The organism is Flavobacterium cupriresistens (genome assembly GCF_020911925.1).
GTDB classification, from domain to species: Bacteria; Bacteroidota; Bacteroidia; order Flavobacteriales; family Flavobacteriaceae; genus Flavobacterium; species Flavobacterium cupriresistens.
Window position 1 is genome coordinate 2,324,364 of record NZ_CP087134.1, and the last position, 19,316, is coordinate 2,343,679.

Annotated in this window: 9 protein-coding genes; all 9 read right to left on the reverse strand. The window is 36.6% G+C overall.

Features of this window, described 5'->3' with window-relative positions; all coding sequences use genetic code 11:
* Positions 1-79: 79 nt before the first annotated feature.
* The 9 genes from nagB to LNP23_RS10245 all read right to left on the reverse strand — a co-directional run bounded on the left by nagB (position 80) and on the right by LNP23_RS10245 (position 19,212).
* Positions 80-2,008 carry a glucosamine-6-phosphate deaminase gene (gene nagB / locus LNP23_RS10205; RefSeq protein WP_230004785.1) on the reverse strand — a complete coding sequence of 643 codons (1,929 nt, stop codon included), beginning with the start codon at positions 2,006-2,008 and terminating at the stop codon, positions 80-82.
* Between the two features lie 30 nt (positions 2,009-2,038).
* Entirely contained in the window at positions 2,039-2,833 is a 795-nt protein-coding gene (locus LNP23_RS10210; RefSeq protein WP_230004786.1) for a gluconate 5-dehydrogenase, read from the reverse strand.
* Between the two features lie 23 nt (positions 2,834-2,856).
* The gene (locus tag LNP23_RS10215; RefSeq protein ID WP_230004787.1) at positions 2,857-3,996 is read right to left on the reverse strand and encodes a BT3233 family polysaccharide utilization protein; all 1,140 of its coding nucleotides are present in this window, start codon (positions 3,994-3,996) and stop codon (positions 2,857-2,859) included.
* Between the two features lie 207 nt (positions 3,997-4,203).
* Complete coding sequence (locus LNP23_RS10220; protein WP_230004788.1) at positions 4,204-8,253, reverse strand: hybrid sensor histidine kinase/response regulator transcription factor; 4,050 nt, start codon at positions 8,251-8,253, stop codon at positions 4,204-4,206.
* Positions 8,254-8,355: 102 nt separating this feature from the next.
* On the reverse strand, positions 8,356-11,046 hold the full coding sequence (locus tag LNP23_RS10225; protein WP_230004789.1) for a DUF4962 domain-containing protein: 2,691 nt from the start codon (positions 11,044-11,046) through the stop codon (positions 8,356-8,358).
* A 30-nt stretch (positions 11,047-11,076) separates the two neighbouring features.
* Positions 11,077-12,456, reverse strand: coding sequence for a sulfatase family protein (locus tag LNP23_RS10230; protein ID WP_230004790.1), 1,380 nt, complete (start codon positions 12,454-12,456; stop codon positions 11,077-11,079).
* A 249-nt stretch (positions 12,457-12,705) separates the two neighbouring features.
* Positions 12,706-14,136, reverse strand: coding sequence for an alpha-L-fucosidase (locus LNP23_RS10235; protein ID WP_230004791.1), 1,431 nt, complete (start codon positions 14,134-14,136; stop codon positions 12,706-12,708).
* Positions 14,137-14,147: 11 nt separating this feature from the next.
* On the reverse strand, positions 14,148-16,040 hold the full coding sequence (locus LNP23_RS10240; protein ID WP_230004792.1) for a RagB/SusD family nutrient uptake outer membrane protein: 1,893 nt from the start codon (positions 16,038-16,040) through the stop codon (positions 14,148-14,150).
* A 16-nt stretch (positions 16,041-16,056) separates the two neighbouring features.
* Positions 16,057-19,212: a SusC/RagA family TonB-linked outer membrane protein gene (locus LNP23_RS10245; protein WP_230004793.1), complete on the reverse strand. Its 3,156-nt coding sequence runs from the start codon at positions 19,210-19,212 to the stop codon at positions 16,057-16,059.
* Between the last annotated feature and the right edge of the window lie 104 nt (positions 19,213-19,316).

The window sequence follows — 19,316 nt, forward strand, 5'->3', positions numbered from 1 at the left end:
CGCGAAAATTCGTGTAATTCGTGGCTAAAACTTTTTTTAACTCAGAACCTTAGCAGCTCAGAATCTTAGCACCTTCTACCTAGTAATGCCATCTCACAAAAGCTTCCATCGCCGCATAAGTCGCTAAACCTAATTGCTGATACAAAGCTGCTGTTTCGTGGTTTCGGTCTTCGGCTCTTTGCCAAAATTCTCTGGCATCGGTTCCCTGAAAAACAACACCGTCTTTTTGTGATTGGTGTTTGAAGATTCCATGGCGTTTTGCCAAAACCTGATCCGGGCTCATAGGTACCGCCATTTCTACTTCGTCAATACCCCATTCCTGCCAAGCACCACGGTACAACCATAACCAACAGTCGTCCATAAATGATTTTGGTTTTAAGGCTTTCACGGCTTCAAAAATAGCATCTAAACATACTTTATGTGTTCCGTGTGGATCTGCTAAATCTCCTGCAGCATAGATTTGATGTGGTTTAATTTTTTCAATTAAATCCATCGTCAATTGAATGTCTTCTTGTCCGATTGGTTTTTTCTCGATGGTACCCGTTTCATAAAATGGAAGCTCCATAAAATGAATCTGATCGTCTGTTAAACCAACAAAATGACTTGTTGCTCTTGCTTCTCCTTTTCTGATTAGTCCTTTGATATAACGCACTTCAGGGATGTCAATTTCGCTGTTCTTTTTATTTTTTAAGAAGTTAACTGCTTTTTCATAAATTGCATCTGCTTCCGGGCTTTTGATTCCGAATTTCTCATTGTAATCAATTACGAAACTTGCAAAACGCAAGGCTTCATCATCGGCAACGGCAATATTTCCTGAAGTCTGGTAGGCTACGTGCACTTCATGACCTTGCTCTTGCAAACGCATAAAGGTTCCTCCCATACTGATAATATCATCATCAGGGTGTGGACTGAAAAGCAATACACGTTTTCTGGCTGGCTCCGCTCTTTCAGGACGGTTAGCATCGTCTGCATTTGGTTTTCCACCTGGCCAACCTGTAATTGTGTTTTGTAATTTATTGAATATCTTAATGTTAATATCATAAGCAGGACCTGAATCGGCCAATAAATCGCTCATCCCGTTTTCGATATAATCGGCATCGGTAAGCATTAAAATTGGTTTTTTAAGATCAAGTGCCAATCCTAAAACAGCTTTACGGATTAGTTTATCACTCCAGGTTACTTTTTCTACCAACCAAGGTCTGTTGATTCGGGTCAGTTTAGAAGATGCTTCTTTGTCTAAAACAAAAACAGCGTTATTGTGTTCCTGTAAAAACGAAGCCGGAATTTGATTCGTCACCTCATCTTCAACCGATTTTTTGATCACATTAGATTTTCCTTCCCCCCAAGCCATCAAGATAACTTGTTTGGCTTCCATGATTTTTTTAACTCCAAGTGTAATTGCAGTTCTAGGTGTATTACTTAAACCGGAAAAATCTTTACTTGCGGCAACTCTTGTAATATGGTCTAAAGCTACCAAACGCGTTTTAGAGTTTTGAAGTGAACCAGATTCATTAAAACCAATGTGTCCGTTTCCTCCAATTCCAAGAATCTGTAAATCGATTCCACCTAAAGCTTCAATTTTAGCTTCGTAATCATGACAGTAATCTGCAATTTGTTCTTTGGTTAAAAGTCCATCGGGAACGTGGAAGTTTTCAGGTAAAATATCGACATGGTCAAACAGTAATTCTTTCATAAAACGAACATAACTGTTGATCGAATTAGGTTCCATTGGATAATATTCATCCAAATTAAAACTAATTACGTTTTTAAAACTCAAACCTTCCTCTTTATGAAGACGTACTAACTCTGCATACAATCCTTTTGGTGAAGAACCGGTTGCCAGACCTAAAATACAAGGTTTATTTTCTTTTTGTTTGGATTGAATTAAAGCTGCAATTTCCTGAGCAACCGCTTTAGAAGCCTCATTAGAATTTTCAAAAACTACTGTATTGATGTTTTCAAATCGTTTTTCGAAGCCTGTTGCTTTGTCTACTATACTTTTTATCATTTTATATTTTTTTGATCAAGGAATAATAAATTAGTTTTCATTAGATGGTTTTCCTATAGTAGCCAGAATTCCTCCATCAACATAAACAATATGACCATTAACAAAATCACTTGCTTTTGAACTTAAAAATATGGCAGCACCTTGCAGATCATCGGGATTTCCCCAGCGTCCTGCAGGCGTTCGCTGCATGATAAATTCATTAAATGGATGTCCATTTACTCTAATCGGAGCCGTTTGACTGGTGGCAAAATAGCCGGGACCAATTCCGTTGATTTGAATATTGTGTTTGGCCCATTCTGTAGCCATATTTTTGGTCAGCATTTTTAAGCCTCCTTTAGCAGCTGCATATGCGCTAACGGAATCTCTCCCAAGTTCGCTCATCATAGAGCACATGTTTATAATTTTGCCTCCTCCTCGGGTTATCATTCCTTTAGCAATATTTTTAGAAACTATAAACGGTCCGGTTAAGTCTACTTTAATTACAGCTTCAAAATCGGAAACTTCCATATCAATTATTGGAGTTCTTTTGATAATTCCGGCATTGTTTATTAAGATATCGATTGGACCAACTTCCGTTTCGATTTTATTAATAGCGTCGATAACCGCCTTTTCATCGGTTACATCAAATAGATACCCATAGGCTTCAATACCTTCTGCTTTATATTCGGCAATTGCATGATCAACCGCTACTTGCGAAGAATGATTGTTTACAACAATTTTTGCACCGGCCTGTCCAAGACCTTTGGCCATTGCCATTCCCAAGCCATGAACTCCTCCCGTAATGAGAGCTGTCTTTCCCGTTAAATCAAATAAATTAAATGACATTTTTTATATTTTATAGTTAGTAATTATTGTTTGTTTTGGCGAATAGTAATGGTCAACGGATTTTTTAATTGTTCTTGAAAATTATTTAAGTAGTCAAACCATTGCTTCGAATTAGTGATTTCTTGCGCCTTATCCCAACAGGCACCTGTATAATAGACAATTGGACTGTTATTTGTAACGGTAGTTTTGGCTAATATTTGAGTTTTATCAATCCACATGGTGGCGGTTGGATTGCTAAATATGGAACCTACCCCTGTAGTACCATCCTGAGCAAAAGTAGGTTCCCAATAGGCAAGAATACCTTGTTGTTCGTTTAAAGAAATTACACCTGCCTCAGCTCTTTTTATGATTCCTATTACAACAGGAATTGGTTTATTATCGTCAAAAGTGTAGACGTTTTCTATTCGGTTAAGCTGTGATCCGGCATCTATAGAAATGGTTTTTGTAACTTTAATTTTAATTTTGCCCGCATCCCAAGTATCGTAAATAAGTTGAAATGTGGAGCGTAAAGGACCATTGTCTAAAACTTTGTATTGATGATAATTTGCCGAATAACGAATCGTATCGTTTATATAGGGGGCCATATTGCCTGCACCTAAGGAATAACCGACATGATAATAATCCATTCCGTTGCCGCTGTCTACATGATAATTTCCTGTTTTATAGCGTTCATTAAGAATCATTTTTTTGGTTCGTTTTACCCAAACATCAAATCCATAGGCATCTTCATTTGATTTTTCTATTGCTTTTCCATAAGCGCGAAAAGCAATTTTATCGTTCTCCCATGCAAAGTCGTCTTTACGTTCCGGCACATAACGGGCATAGGTTTTGGTTTCAAATAAATTGGGTTTGCCTTTTTGGAGCATAAGATTTAGAGATGATTTTGGCTTCACATCGATTTGAATCAATACATTTTGAATTGAAGATTTACCAAGATGTTCCAACTGGTACGGAACCTGTTTTTTTGTGTTTGGATTAATAATCACAAAATTTGCGGTGTCTATTTCGGGAAATGCAGTTGTAATGTTTTCCCATTTAATGGCGGTCACAGCTTCTTGTCTTGCTATAGCCGAATTGTTTTGAATCGTAATAATTGCCTTTGTTTGCCCAAAAAAGAGCGTAGGAAAAAGGAAGATCAGGCCTATCAATTGAATGGATTTCATATGGTTTGTTTTTATTTATTTTTAAGTTTTTTAAATGAAAATCACTTCTTTAGTAGTTCAAATACAGCACGAGAGAGGGTACTCGTTTCCAAATGATTTGCCATTTGGACGAGATTAAACTTCGATAAATTTGAATTTATAATTAAACGCTTCGTTGCCGGAAAGTGTTTAATGACGAAGGGAATAGTATATTATTTTTTTATGTTTTTAGTCACTTTCATTTATGTCATCTGTTTTTGCTAAATATTCGCTTGGCATACAGCCATAGTGCTGTTTAAAGGCTGTCGAAAAGTAAGAAGGAGAATTAAAACCACACATATAGGTAACCTGAGCAATGGTATAACGCCTGCTTTCCATTAATTCTACCGCTTTTTTGAAACGGATTCTTTTTATAAAATCGATTGCTGACTCTCCAGTAATAGCTTTGAATTTAAGGTACAGATTGGAACGGCTCATCCCTATTTCTCTACTGAACTGATCTACTGAAAATTCTGAATTGGCCAGATGTTCTTCGACGATGTTGATCGCTTGTTTTAGAAATTCTTCATCAAGAGGGTTAAAGGCAATGTTTTCCGGAATCATTTCTTTACCAATTGAATAATGTTCTTTCAACCTTTTACGGGAACGAAGCAGGTTTGTTATTTTTGCGGCTAATAAAGGAGTTGAAAAAGGTTTTGTTACATAATCATCTGCGCCCATTTCTAATCCTTTGATTTGTTGGCTGGTTTCGGTACGTGCTGTTAATAAAATCAATGGAATATGAGAGGTATTGATGTTCTGTTTTACTCTCTTGCAAAAATGCAGACCATCGAGTTCATGCATCATAATATCACTTATAATCAAATCAAAAGGATGTATTTCCAGTAATTCTAAGGCGGCTTGACCATTTGAGGCTGTACTTACTTCATAGATTGTACTAAAATAGTCCCGCAGATAATCTAAGATTTCGTCGTTATCATCAACAATCAATAATTTTATAAGCTGTCCGCTTTCCTTGATTTCATTTTCCTCCGGAAAAGTATCATCTTCACCATCAACTTCACTATCATTGGTTATTGATAATTGATATAAGGAATCCTCTGCCTGCGAGTCGTTTTTATAGATGAAATCTGCTGTAGGTATAGAAACTGTAAAAGTACTGCCTTTATCTTCTGCACTTTCGACCGTAATTTTACCGTGATGCAGTTCTACCAAACGTTTGGTAAAAGCCAAGCCAACACCGGAACCCAGATTCATTTCGCGATTGTTTACCTGATAAAAGCGATCAAAGACTTTAGATAAATCCTGTTCACTTATACCAACACCGGTATCGGTAACTTTTATGGCTATACTATCAGTAACTTTTAAAAGTTCTATCTGTATGGTTTGGTTGCTTTTGGTGTATTTGAAGGCATTAGACAAGAGGTTAAATAAAATTTTCTCCATTGCATCCTTATCAAAGAAAAAGGTAAGGTTGGTTTCGTTGGTATGAAAAGTATAATGAATGTGGTTTTTTTCTGAAAGTGGTTTGAAGGACTGATAGATTTCATGAGTAAAACTTACAATATCACTTTTGCTTACTTTAAGTTGTTTTGTCCCCATTTCGGTTTTTCTAAACTCAAAAAGTTGATCTACTAAATTGTATAATCGTTTTGCATTGATAAACATCAATTCGTGTTTCTTTTTTGTGATTTTATCGGTAAAAGGCATTTTTAATAATTCTTCTAAAGGAGCCAAAATCAAGGTTAAGGGGGTTCTAAGTTCGTGTGATACATTGGTAAAAAAATCCATTTTAACCTGATTAATGTAATTGGCTTTTTCCTTATCAATGCGCTCTAATTTTAACTGCTGTAAGGCTTTTATCCTTTCTTTTAGTATTCGAAAAGCGATATAAGCAGCTGTAGATACTACTAGTAACAGCAATAAAGAAAACCAGAATGTTTTATACCAAGGTGGTAATATTTTAATTTTTAAAGTTCTAATCGAACTCATCTCTCCATTTGGACCAACGGCTTTAATTTGTAATTTATAATCGCCGGCAGGTAAGTTGCTGTAGCTGATTTTTAATTCTTCCGTTCGTTGCCAATCTTTATCCTGACCTTCTAACTTGTAATAATAATAAGTACGATTAGAAGAGATATAATTAAAAGTGTTGAAAAAGATGCTGAATTGCTTGTATTCAGGGCCAATTTCCAACACATTTACCTGATCGATATGCTTTTCCAGAATGTCAGTTTCATCTGCTACCGCAACAACTTTATTTAAAACTTCCAGGGCGGTAAAACTAAGTTTAAGAGGAAGCGGACGTTGTTTGATCTTTTTAGGATAGAAGTAGGAAATTCCCTTTATACCTCCAAAGAGCATCATTCCATCTTTGGCTTTGCAAAACGAATATTCATTAAATTGTTTGTTTTGCAGTCCATCACTTTCGTCAAAATTTTGAACAGTGCCCTTATCCGGATTGAATTTTACCAGTCCGCGGTTGGTAGAAATCCAAAGATTTCCATCATCATCTGAAAGTATTCCGTAGATTGTTTCTTCGGTAAAATCTTTTCTTGTTTTAAAACTGGTGAAGGTTTCTTGTGCTTCATTGTATAATAAAAGTCCTTCCCGGGTTCCAATCCAGATTCGGTGTTTTTGATCTTCAGTGATACAATTTATAATATCATCACTGGGTTTGCCGTGTCCTACAACTCCAAACAAAAAATTATCGGGATAAAATAGTGTCACTCCATTTGTGGTTCCAATCCAGATGCGATGTTTGCTGTCTTCAAAAAGGAAATTAATATTGTCTGAAACAAGTCGTTTTCCTGCTTTATCAAGAAGGATATGTGTAAATGATTTCTTTTCTATATGAAATTGATCCAGTCCGGATTTTGTACCTACCCAAATACGATTTTTAGAGTCTTTAAGAATGCTGTACACCAAATCTCCTGCAATAGAATTTGGATTGTTCTCATCATGACGAAAACGCTCTACCATCCCGCTGTTGGGATTAAGTAAATTTAAACCTCCATTATGCGTACCGGCTAATACATTTCCGTTATCATCAAATGCAATTGCCTTAATATTATTAGAACTTAAACTTTTTGGATTGTTTTCACTGTTAGAAAAATAGGTAATGGTATTGGTCGTTTTATTCCAATAATTTATTCCTTTATCATTGGTTCCAATCCAAAAGTTGCCTTTTGGATCTTGTTTAATGACACCTATAACTTCATCATTTAAAGAAGGTTTACCTGAGTTTTGACTTAAAAGATTAAAATTAATATCATTTTTATGGTAGTAGTTTAATCCCGCATAATACGTTCCGAGCCAGATACCGTTTTGTTTGTCTTTGAAAAAACAGCGCACAGAATTCTGACTAATCGTAAAAGGCTGTGCTATTTGATGGTAATAATTTTTAAAAGTGGAATTGTTGGGATTAAAAATAGTAAGACCCTTAAAAGTGCCCAGCCAAATATTTCCTTCTGTATCTTTGCCAACACATCTAATATTGTTATCTGCGGCACTGTTTGGGTTGGTCGTATGCAGTAACGAAGTAATCTGTTTGGTTTGCGTGTTGTACGTTAGTACTCCGTCACCTTCCGTTGCAATCCAGAGTTTATTTTTATCAATGTATACATCATTTATATATGGCTTTTTTTTACCTAAATCAATTTTTACCAATTGATGTACTGCAGGTTTCAGTTTAAACAGACCAACATCTGTACCTAAAATAATTTGCTGCTGCCAAATCCCGACATAATTGATTTTTTTTATCTCATGAGAAGAAGCATTGAATTTTACGGGTGTGAAATTTTTGCTTTGTGGACTTAATAAAAAAACATCTCCGGCATTAGAAACTGCCCATATTTGATGTAAATGATCTTCTGCTATAGAAGAAATAAACCATTCTCCTAAGCTGCCGGGAAGTTTGTGATTTACAAAGCTGTCTGTGTTATAGTTGTAGATGCTGACTCCTTTGTTTCCTCCAATCCATAATTGCCCTTTGTGATCTAAGAATAAACTGCGGATATAATAGGACTGCAGACTGTTCTTTTGGCTTTTTAAAGGGCGATATACTTTAAATCGTTTACTATCGTAGCGATTTAACCCATCTTGAGTTCCAACCCAAATAAATCCCAGTTTATCCTGCTGTATGGCAAATACAGAGCTTTGTGACAAACCTTTGTCTACGGAGATATTACGGAAATTACGATCCGGTAATTGTGCATAATTCTTAGATGTAAAAAGAACAATGCACAGTATAGCGAGGATGGTAAGTTTTTTTCTCATAAGGGGTATTTGTCGGTTCCGTTTTTTTAAAATAGCGTTCTATTGCGAGTTTGTCTAAAAATCAATTTGGAAAACTAATTTACAGAAAAATAAGAGTGGTTTCTAATCTAATTTTTTATCGTATTTGACCACATCCGGCAGTTCATCAACGGCTTCTGTGATATCCCATTTTTTGCTGTCCATTTCTAATAATACAGAGCTGCCGGCAATTTTTGGGATATAGTTTTTGCCTTCAAAATTAATCGGAACATTGCCATAGCTGAATAGGGATTGTATCGTTTTATTGGAAACTTGAAAGGCACTGGCTTGATCTCCGTCTAATTGCGCTTGTATTTCCCAGTTTCCTACTTGAAAATGTGCTAATCCATCATTACTATTGAGCCTTTTTATAATTTCCGTTTTTCCGTCTTTAATTTGAATGATCGTTAGAAATCTAAATTTTTGTTTTGCTTCTGAGGTGATTCCGGCGTGCCATTGTTCTTTAAAATCTTTTATCTGGCCTTCATCATTCGTGACCTTATTCCAATTGACAGCCGGCTCAAAAAATTTGTTGTGCACTTGCATCTTCAAAGGACTGCTTGCGATTACTTTTGCGCTTACATTTCCTAAGTCACTATTGACAATAAAATTTTGTTCTGACGCATTTTCAGTATTTTGTGCTTCGATTGTATAATAAGGACACTGAAACTGTGTGGTCCATTTGACAGGAGTTTTAGCTTCTAATTCATCATACAAAACAATATAACCTCCTTCTAACTGTAGCATATGTCGACGGTATACGGTAACTCCGGATTCGCCATAACCATTTGTTTTATTAGGGACTACATTAATTTGCTTAAAACGATTTAACCAAAAATCACTTTTAATTTCTCCATAAGCATTACTAGCATCTCCCAGTGCATATTGGATATGTTTTCCGGAAATTGCCCTTGGAATCCAACCGTAACCTTCTTCTCCGATTTTTTGATTTAAACTGTCGGCCAATACAGTATTATAAGCCTTAGAAGTACGATAGTCCAGAAGATTGTGCTTATCACTAAAGTTACTGTAATACCCGGTGCCTCCAAAAATTACTTTTCCTTTAAAATTAATGGTAAAAGCATTTTGAGAAGCATGTCCGTGTCCCGAAGAACCAAACGGACTGCTAATAAGATAACTGCTCAGTGTTTTATTAGCATCCTTTAGATTTTCATGCATTGCAACCACCCCGATATCGGCAAACTTCCGCGTTTTAGGCAAGTCAGCAGGTGAGGAAACGGCTAAGGTTTTGTTTGGTTTATAATTCAATAAACGGAAAAGCAAATAATCATCGGATCCTTTAAAATAATCGGGATGTTCTTTTTTTATTTGTTCAACATACCAATTTAAATAAGGATTATCCATTTTATAAGTAAGTGCTTCAGCAAACCAGGCTTCTCCTTTTACGATATAAGGAATGTTTTCCCACATATCTCCCGTTGCTGTGCTAGCAGCGTCGACGGGATGTGTGTATAACATATAATACGGCAGGTTTTCCATCCATGGTAATTTAAAATAATCAACACCACTAAAATCACCAAACATCTGTGATAAGTAAATTATGGATTTAAAATTCACTCTAAAATACCCGTTTCCTTCGTGCCAGCCGCCATCTGTGGTGCCTAATACAGGAAAACGTGCCGACCAGACTTCGTACATATAGGTGAGCCATTCTTTGGCTTCCGGAACGTCATTAATTACTGCAACGGTGGCTATCGCTAAGTTGCGAAGCGTAATCTGCCAAACATGATTGTCGCTGACATGTAGCTCAAAACGATTTGGTAAATGGCTGTAAACCCGTTTAGCTCTAATGGTAATTATATTTTTAAAAATTTCTTTTTCCTGCGCATTCAGAAAGTCATAACCTGCATCATAAAACCATCCTAAGGCCTCGAGCACGGCACCGCTGGTAAAATCATCACCTGTCGCCAATCCATTTGGGTTCATATTGGCAATATTCAGGGCTCTGCGTTTGGCATCAAGAATAAACCGTTTGTCTTTAGTCAATTGATAAGCAATACATAAGTTTCTAACGGGAGTACCCACCGCATCACCAAAACCATGATACATTCGCTCGACAATAATCTTCTTTTCTAATTTATTTTTACCGGTGGTATCAATGACACGTTGGGGTTTTTCGGTAGGAAGAGGAGCCAGCATTAGTTTTTCTGCGAAAGCAATAAATTTCTTAGCCTCCGGATTTTCTAAATTATTCTTATAAAAATCCGCTCCGATGCGATTCATATCCCATAAAAGGGGATGTGCTCCTTGGTTTCTTTTTAAAACGACGCTTATTGGAGGTGATACTTTTTCGTTAGCATATTTAGGATCAATTACAAAATCATAAACCGGTGACCAGGTCCATTGGTTGCTTCCTTTTAATGCATAAGCGTATTTCCAGTACCATTTTCCCGGTTTTAAAGACTGATGTAAAGGATAAACCGCCCAGGCTTGTTCTGAACCGGTAAGCAAATCTTTGGTAAAGTTTTTATCACTGGCCAGCATTACTTTGTAACGGACTTTACCAATATTTGGGTCTTCCGGTACTTCGCTTCCGCTTTCCATTGGTTTAACCATTGTTTGGCCATTAGTAGCAGGCCAAAGTAAAGCCGGAGCATTGGTTGGCACCGTTATTCCATTTACGGGATAAGGCCATTCTCTGACTCTGGAATGCAATTTTTCAGCATTCAATTTGATTATAGCCGGTTGCTGTTGACCGAAAGTATGTAAGGTAAGAAGTAAAAGCGATACTATAATTATTCCTTTTTTTATCATTTTTTCTACTAGTTTATTTTCTAAATCTTTTTATAATCCGGAAACGAATTGGTCTCCATTGTTTTTACACCATTGTCTCAAATAGCGGCGCATTGCGATAAGTTCTTTTTTGTAGACTTTATCTACTGCCAGATTTGTTATTTCTCCCTGGTCTTTGGTTAAATCAAAAAGTTGTTCTTTGATAGCTCCTTTATTATAAACAATATATTTGAAATTTTTAGTAATTACGGCACGGCCACTAATCCCCAAAAGTTCTTCATTATCGGCAAAATCAGTTTCTATTACCAAAGTATCACGAAGATTTAGGGTAGGATTTGCTATTTTTTTACTCAGGTCAACACCTTTCAAATAGGCAGGTTTTTTAACGCCTGTAAAACCGCAAATTGTTGGAATAATATCGGTGCCATTACAAACTAACATTTCATCGGTGCGTGGTTTCCATTCGCCAATTTTTGAAATAATAAAAGGTATTTTGGCCGCTTCTTCGTATAAAATTTGTTTTTGATTCCAGCTGTGGCCTGCGTAACCATCACCATGATCGGCTGTAAAAACGATAATGGTATTTTTTTCAATATTATATTTTTTCAAGGAAGCCAGCACCATTTCAATATAAACATCAACTTTTTCAACCAAGTGGTTGTATGCCCAGCGATATTGACGCCATTGATCGCCATTCCAATTAACGGTAGGGTAGGTGCGAAAACTTACTTTTTGCTGTTCGCGTACAATTTTAGGTTCAAAGTCCGGAATTTTCCAGTTTTCCGGAAGTGCAGGACATAGATCTGGCGGTGGTGCTTTTTCTAGCAGATCCATTTTTAAATCCTCGTCTCGTGCCCATTCACAAATATCATGTGGATTTAAAAAAGATGCGACTAATAGAAAAGGAGTGTTTTTATTTTCTTTTATAAAACGAGCACAGAAAGAAGGCGTTGCGGCGTCATTGTAATCTTGAAAATCGGTATTCTCGATATATTCAAATCCATGTTGGCTTTTTTTGGCAGTTGGAACTGGTAAATGCCATTTGCCTACATAACCCGTTTTGTAACCTCCATTTTGAAAAATCTTGCCCATCATTAACAAATCCTCAGGCCATTGTCCGTCTTTTTCAAGGGCATTACCTATAAAACCGGTTTCATGGGGCATTTTACCACTCATAATTGCACTCCGTGAGGGAGAACATAAGGGCTGCGCGCAATAAGCCTTGGTAAAGCGAACTCCATTTTGCGCTAGTTTATCCATAGCAGGCGTATGCAAATCTTTGTTTCCGGCAATGCTCATTGCATCAGCGGTTTGCTGATCGGTCATTATAATTAGAATATTCGGACGCTCTGTTGTTTGCCCATTAGTGATTAATGGAATGCTTAAAAATAACAATAGACATACAACCAGACTGTTTTTTTGAAATAACATAATATCTCTTTATAAGATTATTTATTTGATTTGAGAGCACTCAAACACAAAACGAATTTAGGTAGCAATAGGTTAATAACGTTTTGAATTTGTACAAAATGATATTAAATTTAACTAAAATCTTTTATGAATAGTAGCTATGGTTTTGAATTGATTTTATAGTTCTTTGGAATATTAATGCAGCACATTAAGCACTGCATTAACGTCCAAAAAAAGAACAATTCTAAAAACGATTGCTCTATTTCTGTTTTATCGTATTGAAAATGCAAGTGCCGGAATATTTTTTCCGACCAGATCTTTTGGCAAGGAGACTTCTATTTTATCTCCCGTTTGTTTCCATTTTAAAGTTTTACCTGTTGAAAGCAATTTTAGGGTGCTTTTAGTAGGTATAATTCCTTTCCATTGAAGACTTGCGGGAACTGGAGTATCTTCCTTTAGGCAAGCAATAGCGTATTTAACTTTGCCATCTTTGGATTGCGTAAACCAAATATTTTCATCGTTATAAATAGCTGAGGTTCGCGTTGCATAAATCGCTTCTCCATTTTGTTTGAGCCATTGTCCCACTTTTTCTAAACATGCGGTCACTTCTTCAGGAAATTCTCCTTCCGGTGTAGGACCAACATTCAACAAAAAATTTCCTCCTTTAGCGACAACTTCTGTCAATTTATGAATGATATGGGTAGCGGATTTAATTTTATCGTTTTTTCTATACCCCCAGCCTTTACCAAGTGTCATGCAAGTCTCCCAAGGGTCATTAATTTGTTCTTTTGGGATAGATTGTTCCGGTGTTCTGTAATTTTCATAGGGTCCGTGCACCGTTCTGTCCACAATCAAAATACCAGGCTGAGCCTCACGTGACATGCGGGTTATTTCAGGCATATTTATATCTTGGCTGAAATCAGGGTATAGAGAAAAACCTTCGGGTCTTTTTTTACCTTGTTCCAATGGGCGCACCCAGCCACCATCCAGCCATAAAACATCGATCGCTCCATAATGATGCATTAGTTCGCTAATTTGATTATAGGTGAAATTCTGAAATTTTTTCCAGCGCCAAGGGTTTTTATTTCCATCATAATTTACATTTCTGTCCGTTGTGGCGTAACGAGGCCACCAAAAATATTCGGAATGCCAATCGGGTTTAGAAAAATAGGCCCCGATCATCATTCCTTTTTTTCGATACGCTTCAAAAATAAATTTGGTTACATCTGCTTTTGGATTTTTAGCAAAAGGTCCTTTGGTTATTCCATAATCGGACTCTTTGGTATCAAACATATTAAAACCATCGTGGTGTTTGGTGGTAAAAACAACGTATTTCATTCCAGCCTTCTGAGAAATTTCTGCCCACTTATCGGGATCAAATTTTGTAGGATTCATTTTTTCAGATAGACTCCAGTACCACTTTTTATAATCTTCATAAACGACATTACTGTCTCGTACAAATCGTGGTTCGTTGCACAAGAGCCATGATTCACGAATTCCTTCTACACTGTAAATTCCCCAATGCATCATGATACCAAACTTTTGATCCCGCCATTTTTCTAATTTTTTTAATACCAAAGGGTCAGTTGGGTATTCATACACTTTCGAAGCCTCATAAATATCTGCAGGTCTTTGCGGTTGCTGCGCAAATGATACTGTAGAAAGGAGCGCTATAAAAAAGGTTAGAATGTTTGCTTTCATGGTTTAAAATTTTAGTATCCCGGATTTTGACGTGTTATATTTTTATTTACGTCAGTTTCATTTTGCGGATAAGGATAGAGTTCGTGTTTTCCTTTTACAAAATTGGTAACCGCCGGATAGAAATAGTTGGAGCGAATGGCTTTAACTGCAGTACTGGTTTCTGTTATTTTATCGGATAAAATTCCCCATCTAATCAGATCAGATCGATGCATTCCTTCACCGGAAAGTTCCCAAGCCCTTTCTTGTTGTAATGCTTTTAAGAAATTATCCTTATTTAATCCGGCAGGAAGATGTATTTGTGTTGTTGTGGGTTTTGTCAAAAGTGTCGCTGTAGCTGTGGCTCCTGAACCTTTTCCGTCGGTACTTGTAATGGTTATTGTGGGTGCCGATGTATAACCATCACCTGAACGAAGCATTGCAATGGTACCTATTGTTCCGTTAGCAAGTGTGACTACTGCTGCAGCTGCATCTGTACCTCCGCCGCCAGTGATTTGAATTAGAACATTACCAACCGCTGTATATCCTGTTCCTTTGTTACCTAAGGTGATATTTATTCCGCTTCCTGTAATGTCTGCGCCAAAGCCTCTTCTTCTCACTTGATTAATAGCATCATAGGCAATCGCATTTGGACCTTCGTTTAATTCGTTTTCTATTTCGGCACGCATTAAAAGCAGATCCGAATAACGCATAACCACCCAATTAATGTGTGTATACGAACGTTCGAGTGTTGAATTAGTTTGATACTCACGACTCCACTTGGCTGTTGTCCACGATTCGTCTTGTCTTGCGGTTAACAGCGGGTTTTTGTTTCCAAGGGTGTTAATAGAGTAGGTTGCAATTGAAACATCTCTTCGTTGGTCGGCCGCGTTAAAACTGGTGTAAAATGGTTTTGGCACTAAACATCTTCCGGGAGTTGTTGCATATAAACTGCTTGCAGCGGTTAATGGAGCATTAAAATAACCAACCCATGAGGCATTACCAATAGTTCCTGCGGGATTAAAAAAAGCAATTTGAAAAATGTTTTCAGTTGGCTCTAAAACATGCTGACATTGATTTTTAAATACTTTTGAGTAGGATGGATTTAGCTTATATGGATTTTGAGCCATAATATCATTAATTTCTTTCTGAGCAATTAAATAGAAATCTTTGTAATTACCCGGTCTGGACATTGTTCCATTTGCACTTAATGAATAACCTCCGGCAAAAAGAGCGACTCTTGCCAATAGGGCTTTTGCTGCCCATTTATTTACGCGTTCATCTTTCGGTGTTTCTTCAGGTAATAGAGCAGCAGCTTCCTGCATATCCTGAATAATTTGAGTATATATTTCTTTTCGGTCTACAAGAGCTCCTCTTAGATCATCACCTGTTTGTGAACTTTTAATTTTAAATGGCACATCACCCCATAAACGCACTAATTCAGAATAATAAAAACCACGCAAAAACTTAGCCTCACCAATATAGCGGTTCAATTGATTTTTTTGGTTTTGTGTACCATTCGTATATAAATCCATTTGAGGGATTTTTTCTACAACTACATTTGCGCGGTCAATTCCCTGATAGAATTTAGACCAAACCGTATATAATGCATTTGTTTGTGAAATTCCCTGATAATGAGCGATGGTTCTCCAGTCGTCTGAACCTAAGCCGCTTATTTGTAAAATATCTGTATCCGCATCAAAGACAAAAGGAATATACCAGCCATAAGTATCTCTTGAAGACATTGATTCGTAAACACCCAATGTAGCCATATTAGCCTGATCTGTATTAGAGAAAAAATTGGCACTTGTAAAATAAGAATACGGAGTTACTTCTAATTCGTTATCACAAGAATTTAAGAGGAATAATAAGCAGGCTATTCCAGCCGCGATGCTTATTTTTTTATAGGAAAATAACTTATTTTTCATTTTCTGAATTTTTAAATTAAAGTGAAATACTTAGTCCTGTGATAAAGGATTTGCTTCTAGGGTAAGCACTAAAATCTACTCCTCTGGTTATCGCATTATTACTCACACTTACTTCAGGATCATAGCCTGTATATTTAGTAAATACATATAAATTGTATGCCGTAAAATAAATTCGGAAGTTGGAAATTTTAGACGCATTTAACCATTTTTTTGGTAATGTATATCCTAAACTTACATTGTTGATTCTCAGAAAGGAACCGTCTTCGATAATATCACTATACAAACGTCCTGTCGTATTACCATTATAAACAGGATTGGTTTTTCCTTGGTTTAAAGCAGCAAGCTCGTTAGGATTTGTGACAACATTTCCGTCTGAATTTATAGACATCCATCTGTTGGAATAGATATCTAAAGTGTTTAAATTCTCTAAATTGAGTCTTGAGTTATTTAATACGTTGGCATTATAGATATCATTTCCGACACAGAAATCAAGGAAAACACTAAAATCAATTCCTTTGTAGCTAAAAGTATTGTTAAGACCTCCGGTATATTTAGGATTAGAATTACCAATGGCAGTTCGGTCTAAATCATTTATAATTCCGTCCGGTGTTCCATTGGGACCGCTGATATCTTTAAATTTGATAAATCCGGGTTGTACCACAATATTATCTTTTACCACACCTGATTTTAGAGCATAAGTATTGGTTGCCTGATTGTAGTCAAAATCGTTTACCTGGTATAATCCGTCTCTGACATAACCGTACATAATACCGACCGGTTTACCAACTTGTAAGATGTAGTCATTAGTGGTTGTATAACTATTGGTAATAAGTGAAGTTTCACCTTGGCTTAATTCCAATACTTTGGTTTTATTAAAGGCGATATTAAAACTGGAACTCCAATTAAAATGATCCGTTTTAATATTTGTCGTATTTAACGTAAATTCTAGTCCACGGCTGGAAGTCGCTCCAATATTTTGAAATTGCTGGCTGAAACCGGAACTTGCAGGGACGCGGGTATTGTACAACAAATCTTGAGATTTATTATCGTAAAGTTCTGTCGTCAGGCTGATGCGTTGTTTAAAAAAACCTAAGTCTAAACCAATGTTGGTTGATTTTGTTGCTTCCCACTTCAAGAACGGATTAGGGAGATTGTCTTGATAAGCAGTTGCGGTCTGCTGATTGTTGAGCGGATAAGATCCGGAATCAAAAATACCTAATGCAGCATAATTTGCAATACGATTATTTCCTGCTTCACCATAACTTACACGCAGTTTCAAATCCGAAAACTGAGGGATGCTTCTCATAAAATCTTCTTCAATAATTCGCCATGCTAAAGAGATTGACGGAAAAAAGCCCCATTGGTTTTCAGTACCAAATTTCGAAGATCCATCTGCTCTCAAACTGGCAGATAAAAGATATCTGTTTTTATAAGAATAATTTGTTTTTCCGAAAAAAGACAATAATTTATCATCTTCAGCATAGGTGGTAGGAATTCCTGCAATCGTTCCTAATTGCAATTTATCCCAGCTTAAGTTAACATCCGGAAATGCTGAAGCTGAAGCAGACATTCCTTCGGCATAATTATAAATATATTCTTGTCCTGCGGTAACATCTAATTTATGCTTTTCACCAAACTTAGTACTATAGGTTAGAACGTTATTATAATTCAGACGTGTAGTAGTATTGTGTGTCACAGAACCATTAGCTCCACCGCTTCTGATTGCTTGAATACCTTCGGCACCGTTAAATAATTTGTACTTATAACTATTGTCAGAATAATTGATTAATCCGGTGTAGGTCAAATGTGGTGTGATATTGTATAAGAGCTGAAAACTCATATTTAGCGTCTTTTTGATGGTTTCTCTTTGCTGATTTTCAATAGTAAGCACCGGACTTTGAAAAACGGGAGAATCTTGATTGTCTAATGGGTCAACTACCAGAGTTTTTAAATCTTCATCGACACCGTTTTTCCCAATTGTTGGTCTGTATTGTAATAAAGCCTGCAGCATACTTAATCGGGCATTTCCGCCTTCTCCTGTAGACAGGCCTGTAATTTTTTGATTTGAAAAATTTACAATAGAATTAATGGTGAATTTCTTGCCGACTTTATTGGTCACAGAAAGCTTCGCAATATTTTTTATAGACTCACTTCCCAGCATAATCCCCTGATCGTTATTATTCGAATAAAAGACATTGTATTTAGTATCATTTTCGCCACCACTAATACTCAATTTATGATATTGGCTTACCACAGCTTTACCAAAAACTTCCTCTTGCCAATCGACACCTTGTCTGTTTTTGTATAAACCTTCCAACTCTTCAAAAGTGCCGTAATTATTTGTGAATTTTTGCAATCTTGCCGGATCGGCTAATGCTCCTTCGTACATTAATTTCACATAATCGTAAGGTTTCATTACGTCCAGCTTATTTGCTAATGTTTTTATTCCACCATAAGTATCATAGCTTAAGGTAAGTTTTCCTCCTTTAGCCTGTTTTGTAGTAACCAAAACAACTCCATTTGCTCCCTGAGCCCCATAAATTGAAGTGGATGCTGCATCTTTTAAGACATCTACAGATTCTATATCCATTGGGTCTAAAAAAGCCAATCCGGTAGTCTGAGCTACGCCGTCAACGACATATAAAGGTTCATTACTTTGTGTAATAGAAGTTCCTCCTCTGATTTTTAGAGAAGGCTCTCCACCCGGTCTACCGTCAGACATGGTGACCTGCATTCCGGCAATACGCCCTTGTAAAGCCTGTGCCACGTTTTGTACAGGGATTTTAGCCAGTTCATTACCTTTAATAGAGGAAACAGCTCCCGTAAGATCTTTTCTCGATTTTGTTCCATAACCCACCACGACTACTTCATCCAGATTATTTGTGTCATCTTGAAGTCTGATATTGATGCTGGTTTGGTTTTTAACCGGTTCTTCTTTTGTTTTGGTTCCGATGTAAGAAAAGACCAGTATGGCATTAGAATGTACGTTAATGGAATAAATCCCATCCATTGATGTTGTGGTACTGTTTGTTGTTCCTTTTTCAGAGACAGTCGCTCCCGGCATAGGCATCTTCTGTGAATCGGTTACCAGACCTTTTACAGTAATAACATCCTGTCCGTACATAACCTTACATGTGGTAAGCAGTAAAAATAAAAATATAGTCCTTTTCATAATCTATTGTAAAACAGGAATTAAATTGAAATTTTATCCCTAATTAATATTGTTTGGTTGATTCCCGTCTTTTTGAATAATTTAAATTCTACTGTCTCAGATTC